This window comes from Stenoxybacter acetivorans DSM 19021 (genome assembly GCF_000745895.1).
GTDB lineage: Bacteria > Pseudomonadota > Gammaproteobacteria > Burkholderiales > Neisseriaceae > Stenoxybacter > Stenoxybacter acetivorans.
Map to the genome: position 1 here is coordinate 37,074 of NZ_JQKE01000020.1, position 6,000 is coordinate 43,073.

Genomic DNA, 6,000 nt, shown 5'->3' on the forward strand with positions numbered 1-6,000 from the left:
TTTTTGATGATAATTGAATATGGCTTGGCACACATACAAGATATTCGTTCACACAAAGACCAAGGTGCAGATTGCCTGATTAATTTAGCTGAAAAGACGAATATCTGTGTCGCCTGCTACGCACCTCAAAAAGTAGAAACCAAAAAATTGATTCGTAAGATAAACAAAGATTTTCAATCTTATCTAAAATATTGGCAGAAAGATTATCCGTGTTGGTGTTTTTACACCAACAGCGAACCATCTCCCGAATCCATCAAACAGGTACGGGAATTGGGTACACAACATCAATTACATGGTTTAAACCATTTAATTCAACTGATTGAACAGAAAACCTTTCCCGAGCGTTTGCAAATCTATCGGAAATTGAAAATTAACGATGAATACATCGGCAGAGATTTTTTGGAACGCTTATTTGATGAAATTTTGTTACAACCATATGCAGGTAAACCCATTCAATTTAAGGCATTGGCTCCTGCTATCCTTGAAAAAATCAACATCAATACTGCCAATGAGCAGGAATCAGCGGAATTTCGGGATTTGATGATAAGTACACTACAACAACAAACCGTGGTGGAAGAGATGCTGTCTGCATATGAAAATACCGATTTGGAAATCATTAAATATAAGGTAGTTTCCAATTACAGTTTTATCAGTACCTCAAGTGATAGTGGCTTTCGCCGATTATTAACGTTAATTCATCAATTTAACAATCAATATAACAGAATCAATGATGACGAATTACGCTGCTATATTTCTGCTTTCGTATGGTGTATTTTTTCACAATGTTTGATTGGTGTTAAACAGGCTTCATCAGGAGAAAACAATGGCATTACTGCACCCTGAAAGTGATTTAAGCCTATCAGTGCCGGTTATGGGCGCAAATATTATTCACGAGCTGAACAAAAAGCCGAATCAGAGGCAAGGTATATTGGTTGATGATTTAATGAATAATTTTACCCGCCGTGATATGCGCCGAACTGCTGTTCATTTTTATGATACTTTGGTGTTTCTGTATGCCATTGGTGTGATTGAACATGTGGCTTATCGCATTTATCTGAAAAAACGCAAACCAGCAGATTTGTTTGAAGCAGAAGAAGAGGGACTGTGATGTTAGAAAAATTATGGTCGCCTAGTGGCTTGTTATTAAAAGATATTGAATTCAAGCAAGGCGTCAATCTAATCATCGGCAAGAAAAACAACAGCATACATGGCAGCGGAGCCAATGGCATCGGTAAATCCAGCACCATTCGGTTAATTGATTTTCTGTTGCTGTCCACTCGTGCTGAAGATCTGTTTTGCAGTTCAAAAACAGCCTATGCCTTTTTGCAAGACGAAGACCACCATGTTTGCTTAAAGCTCAATATTGGCGGCAGAAATGTCATCATTCGCCGTACTTTTAAGCAAAGAAATCAGGTTTTCTTGCAAATAAACGAGGCGGCTGAAGCAGAATACAGTATTACAGAAGCCAAGTATATTTTAGGCAGTTGGTTGTTTCCGCAACGTGAAGAATGGCAGCATCAAGACAGCAGCTACGGCAATCTGATGAGTTTCTTCATCAAAGACGATTTGGAGAGCAAACAAAGAAAAGACCCGCTGGCCTATTTAACCCATGGTGGCGGCAATAATAAAGTCATCACCTTACTCAATGCCTATTTATTGGGATTGCCCACTTCCCAACTAATTCAATTATTGCAACAATATGAAAAAATTAATGAATTAAATTCAGCAAACGAAAATTTTAAAAAGCAATTACTAAAAGATAATGGAAAATCTTTGACACAAATACGCGCTGAAGCAGTCATCAAAGAACGAGAATTAGCGGTATTTTGTCTGCTTCGCTGCAAAGTTTTGAGCTAACTGATTCTTTCAAAAAGGTATCCGAAAAACTGAGCGAATTGGATAAAAAAATCAGCGAGCTACGGCGGCAGGAACAGCAAATCGCACGGCAAATACACAAGTTGACACAATTCACCAAACAAGCCAACAGTGATGATGTTGATGTACGGTACATTACCACACAATACCAATCTTTATCTGACTCCATTGCTCAAATTATTCACAAAACACTTGATGATTGTGTGCGTTTTCGGCAATCCTTGGCGAAAGAGCGGCTGGCATTTTATGGTGGGCAGTTGAATCATCTTAATGAACAACACACACGTATTTGGTCAGAGTTAACTCAATACGACAAACAACGTGCTGCCTTATTACACAGCGTGGACATGGATAACAATGCTTCTTTGAGTCAGGCATGGGGTAGTTTTGCCATGGGAAAAGCACAGTTAGAAGAATTGAAAATTCAGTTAGCCCGAATTGATGATATTGATCAGCAACTATTTGACAGTGACAGTACTTTCATAACCCTGAAAAGAGCGGTTTTAGACGCGTTAGCCGCTTGCCAAGAACTAACCGATGACATCAGTACCACATTTAATGAAATTTGTACCGCCGCTTTTCATCGGCTTCAGCACAATACAGAAGGTGCATTCCTCCGTATTGAAACAAACAGCAACGCACATAAAAATCAATTACCCATTAATATTCAAATTAAGTTACCGGCAACGAAATCTCTTGGAAATTCACAACTGCAACAGGTGGTTTATGATTTAACCGTGTTATTCAATATTTTGAAGCATGATTTGCAGTTGCCTCGCTTTTTGATTCATGATGGTATATTTCATGGTATCGAAAATCTAAAAAGAGTCAATCTACTTAATTATTTATATCAACAAAGTAAAACCCAGAGTTTTCAGTATATTGCCACATTTAATGCAGAAGAAATTGAGCTTACTGAAGAAAATCAGCAAAGAGGAATACATTATGACTTTAATTTGGCTGAACAAACCATTCTTTATCTGGAAGATGTACCCGACAAAATGTTATTCAAGCATCGGTTCGATTAGCAGAATATAGTTTATATAACTATTTGTTTATAAATAAAAAACTAAGTTGTAAAAAACTTTGAAACAAAAAAAATGATTTTTTTCTTGACAATTTGAAAAAATTTTAAAATAATAAAGTCGCTTACCAGTTGACTGTCTGCTCTACAGTTTTGATGCCAGCCGTTAAACAACATCATCAACATTCGTGTTGATACGGCACTTGAAACACCAACCAGCCTGCAATACAGGCATTTGCTTTTATTTCTTAAATTTACACCCTTTCGGGGCATACTGTCCCCGATTCGGGCATGGTATGCCTCTTTTTTTTGGAGACATATCATGAATCAAGCTACTAAACCCCAAACCCAATACGTTAATCTGCTTGCCGACGGTTTCGGCTTTATGAACCGTTTGCGCAAAATTGAAGTCAAAAAAGGCGGCAGTCATTACTATGGCTGCACTTTGATGTTGCTGCGAGGTGATGAATCCGAGAAATCGCGCTTTGATGTGCGCATTGCCGGTTCGGAAGCCAAGGCATTAATTGAGAGAATGATTCAGGAATATCCTGCATTATTGTCCGATGACTACAAAGCGCGGCCGAGTGTTACTTGTTCTGTCCGCATCGGTGATTTAGTACCGAGCTTTTTTGAAGGTAAAGACAAACAGGTTGTACCGTATATTGATGGCCGTTTGATTAAGTTCAAATACATCAGTATCAACGGCAGCGTATTTTACCGCGCAGCAGATGAGACAACGACTACAGAGGAAACAGATTCTGTTGAATTGACTCAAGCAGCTTAACTTTTTGTTTGATTTAAGCAAGGAAACTTCGGTTTCCTTTGCTTAAACACCCTCCCGATCCCGGGGTAGAAATTACCTCGGCAAAATCAGGGGTCTTTTTACTCCGAGCTTTTTGTTGTACAACACTTAAAGGAGTAACGATGGCTCTTGGTTTTTATCGTAAATTAAACAGAAAGCTCATTTCTCTTTTGAGAATAGAACGGTTTAACGATAAACAAATTGATGCGTTGGCAACCAAAATGGACATCTTCGGAGCGTTCTTGGTTACACAAGCGTGGTTTGGTCTTACCATATATGGCTGGAATGTTTGGATATGGCTGGTGGTTTTTCTGTTCAGCCTGTTGTTTTGTGCTATATTATGGACGTTAGCCTTTGACTTAAAAGGATATATAAAATGATGGTAACTGTTTGGACAACTATTTTTGGTGGCGTGGTAACTTTTGCTATTGTTGCCTATATCTGGATTGCCGGCGGCAAAGCGGAAAAAGAACTGGAGCGGCGCGAACGCGAAGCCTCAGATGCCCTTCCGAATAAAGCAGAACACACCCACCCTTAAACTTTAATAACGCTTAACCGCTTGTTTCCGTGAAGGTTTTTTGCTTCGGCATAAACTTCACGGGAATCTTCTTATAGCGCAGTCTTGATTCCATACGTTTTGACGTATATCCCAACCTGAACTTCACACGCCTTTGTGCCTTGAAGTATTGACCTTTGTTCAGATGCTTGAGTAACTGAGCGGCTTTGCTGTATCTGCTTGTTTCGATTACTCAATCATCTGGACTATATCTCTTATTTTCTTGATTTTATGGCAGTAACGGTACGGCGAGCCGTTAAATCGTCGGGCTTACCACTCTTGATTTGTTTGTAATTTGCTCACTCGTGTCCATTACCGGTGTTTTACGCCGTCAGTGGGTACGGCTAAGCAGATTGGCTGCCTCATTTTTAGGCAGTTAAGCTAAGTTCTTTAATAATTTGAATTTTTTGATTAAAACTTTAGGTTTATGCACGGGTTTATCCACAATTTCTGTGGATAAGTGCGTAAACCCTTTAAAACTTAAGAGGGTCTTATCCCCTCACGATGAATTTAACTTACATTAATTTGAATATTTTTTTCAGATTAATCTTGATTCCATGCCGTCATTGATACGGCATCGGTTCATCGTTTATTCGATGTGCCACTTTATCCGCGGCCTTAGGCTTATGCTTGGGGTTGAGCGCAGACCCGCCGGGTTACGGCACCACAAATAGCCTGAATTTCGGTTCAGGCTATTTGCCCGAACCGCTTTGAGGTTTGAGGTGGTTGAGGCAAATTATTTGCTTGTTTTGTATCTGTTTTCAACAGCCGACTGTCTGCCTACAGTCTTGATGTCAGCCGTTCAACAACATCAATCGACATTCGTGTTGATTTACGGCACTTGCAGTAAAAATCAGCCTGTAATACAGGCATTTGCTTTTAAACCCTCGCGGGGACAGTTCAGCCCCGCACGGGACGATTGTCTCCGCATTTTTTTAACCAGAAAAGGAGGCAGTATGTTCCGATTTGATGCAGTAAGCCGTTCAGCCCGCAGGCAGGAGGTGATACAATGAACCCTATGTTACGAAAATTCATTATTCACCCGCCATTCAGCACTGAAACAATTGATGATTGGATTAAAGCCTTAATCGACCTGTTTAAAGTGTTTGTAACAGCGGCTGTAATAACCCCGTGGCTCAGCAAAATGACTGTATTGCAGTGTTTATTGAGTCTTGTTGTTTACGGATTGGGTGCGTATGGTTGCCTGTTTTTAGCCAACTATTTACGCAATAACCGTTCCGATTTTACTCATGAGGAGGACTGACTATGATCAGCGGTTCAGGAGTTCTGTTATCTGCCATTGTAATGGCTGCGGTTGTTTGGTCTCTGGTCTTATTGGCTGTTCACCACGTTGAAAGTCAAGAGAAAAAAAGACAAAAAAAAACCACCGCTAAAGAGGCTTAACCTGTAAGAATTCCTAGCGTTGTTTACAGTATTTATAGGAAAATACTGTAATGAATATTCATAAAAGAACCCGTTTACTGCCCTATCAGCGTCAAGAAATTTGGCGGCTTTATACAGAAGAAAATGTCCGCGTTTCTGATTTGGCGGCTACCTATTGCGTCAGCAGACCCACCATCTATAAAGTCTTGAAAGAAGCGCGGTTACAGGTATTCGTGCCTAAAAACAGCACTAACCGCCGCTTCAAACAAGTTCGTTACGGCATGAAGCGTTTGGCAAAAGTAGAAAAAGCCATTCAAGACAAGCTCAAAGCGCAGGCGCAGCGGTACAATAAAACTTATC

The 6,000-nt window shown here is 39.9% G+C and carries 9 protein-coding genes and 1 pseudogene; all 10 read left to right on the forward strand.

All coding sequences use genetic code 11. The annotated features are described in order from the left end of the window. Positions 1–3 precede the first annotated feature (3 nt). The gene (locus tag Q384_RS03665) at positions 4–843 is read left to right on the forward strand and encodes a hypothetical protein (protein WP_156956436.1); all 840 of its coding nucleotides are present in this window, start codon (positions 4–6) and stop codon (positions 841–843) included. After that, complete coding sequence (locus Q384_RS03670) at positions 824–1,108, forward strand: hypothetical protein (protein ID WP_051940401.1); 285 nt, start codon at positions 824–826, stop codon at positions 1,106–1,108. The genes Q384_RS03665 and Q384_RS03670 overlap by 20 nt, the downstream gene beginning before the upstream one ends. Next, positions 1,108–1,857 carry a hypothetical protein gene (locus Q384_RS03675; RefSeq protein WP_037586029.1) on the forward strand — a complete coding sequence of 250 codons (750 nt, stop codon included), beginning with the start codon at positions 1,108–1,110 and terminating at the stop codon, positions 1,855–1,857. Before Q384_RS03670 ends, Q384_RS03675 begins: the two co-directional genes overlap by 1 nt. Before the next feature lie 38 nt (positions 1,858–1,895). After that, the gene (locus Q384_RS03680) at positions 1,896–2,903 is read left to right on the forward strand and encodes a DUF2326 domain-containing protein (protein WP_169740831.1); all 1,008 of its coding nucleotides are present in this window, start codon (positions 1,896–1,898) and stop codon (positions 2,901–2,903) included. A gap of 318 nt (positions 2,904–3,221) precedes the next feature. After that, positions 3,222–3,683 carry a DUF3577 domain-containing protein gene (locus tag Q384_RS03685; protein ID WP_051940403.1) on the forward strand — a complete coding sequence of 154 codons (462 nt, stop codon included), beginning with the start codon at positions 3,222–3,224 and terminating at the stop codon, positions 3,681–3,683. Between the two features lie 140 nt (positions 3,684–3,823). Next, a complete protein-coding gene (locus Q384_RS03690; protein WP_037586031.1) occupies positions 3,824–4,081 on the forward strand; it encodes a hypothetical protein in 258 nt (85 codons plus the stop codon). Further along, the gene (locus tag Q384_RS13190; RefSeq protein WP_156956437.1) at positions 4,078–4,239 is read left to right on the forward strand and encodes a hypothetical protein; all 162 of its coding nucleotides are present in this window, start codon (positions 4,078–4,080) and stop codon (positions 4,237–4,239) included. The genes Q384_RS03690 and Q384_RS13190 overlap by 4 nt, the downstream gene beginning before the upstream one ends. 1,027 nt (positions 4,240–5,266) lie before the next feature. Continuing rightward, positions 5,267–5,521 carry a hypothetical protein gene (locus tag Q384_RS03695; protein ID WP_037586032.1) on the forward strand — a complete coding sequence of 85 codons (255 nt, stop codon included), beginning with the start codon at positions 5,267–5,269 and terminating at the stop codon, positions 5,519–5,521. A 2-nt stretch (positions 5,522–5,523) separates the two neighbouring features. Next, positions 5,524–5,661, forward strand: coding sequence for a hypothetical protein (locus Q384_RS13195; protein ID WP_156956438.1), 138 nt, complete (start codon positions 5,524–5,526; stop codon positions 5,659–5,661). Between the two features lie 50 nt (positions 5,662–5,711). Beyond that, a pseudogene (locus Q384_RS03700) lies at positions 5,712–6,000 on the forward strand (IS481 family transposase); the annotation flags it as partial.

What these genes read in the sequence shown, in the direction of transcription:
- Q384_RS03675 (WP_037586029.1), top strand. Translation starts at nt 1,108, where the DNA reads ATGTTAGAAAAATTATGGTCGCCTAGTGGCTTGTTATTAAAAGATATT.
- Q384_RS13195 (WP_156956438.1), top strand. Translation starts at nt 5,524, where the DNA reads ATGATCAGCGGTTCAGGAGTTCTGTTATCTGCCATTGTAATGGCTGCG.
- Q384_RS03690 (WP_037586031.1), top strand. Translation starts at nt 3,824, where the DNA reads ATGGCTCTTGGTTTTTATCGTAAATTAAACAGAAAGCTCATTTCTCTT.
- Q384_RS13190 (WP_156956437.1), top strand. Translation starts at nt 4,078, where the DNA reads ATGATGGTAACTGTTTGGACAACTATTTTTGGTGGCGTGGTAACTTTT.
- Q384_RS03685 (WP_051940403.1), top strand. Translation starts at nt 3,222, where the DNA reads ATGAATCAAGCTACTAAACCCCAAACCCAATACGTTAATCTGCTTGCC.
- Q384_RS03695 (WP_037586032.1), top strand. Translation starts at nt 5,267, where the DNA reads ATGAACCCTATGTTACGAAAATTCATTATTCACCCGCCATTCAGCACT.
- Q384_RS03670 (WP_051940401.1), top strand. Translation starts at nt 824, where the DNA reads ATGGCATTACTGCACCCTGAAAGTGATTTAAGCCTATCAGTGCCGGTT.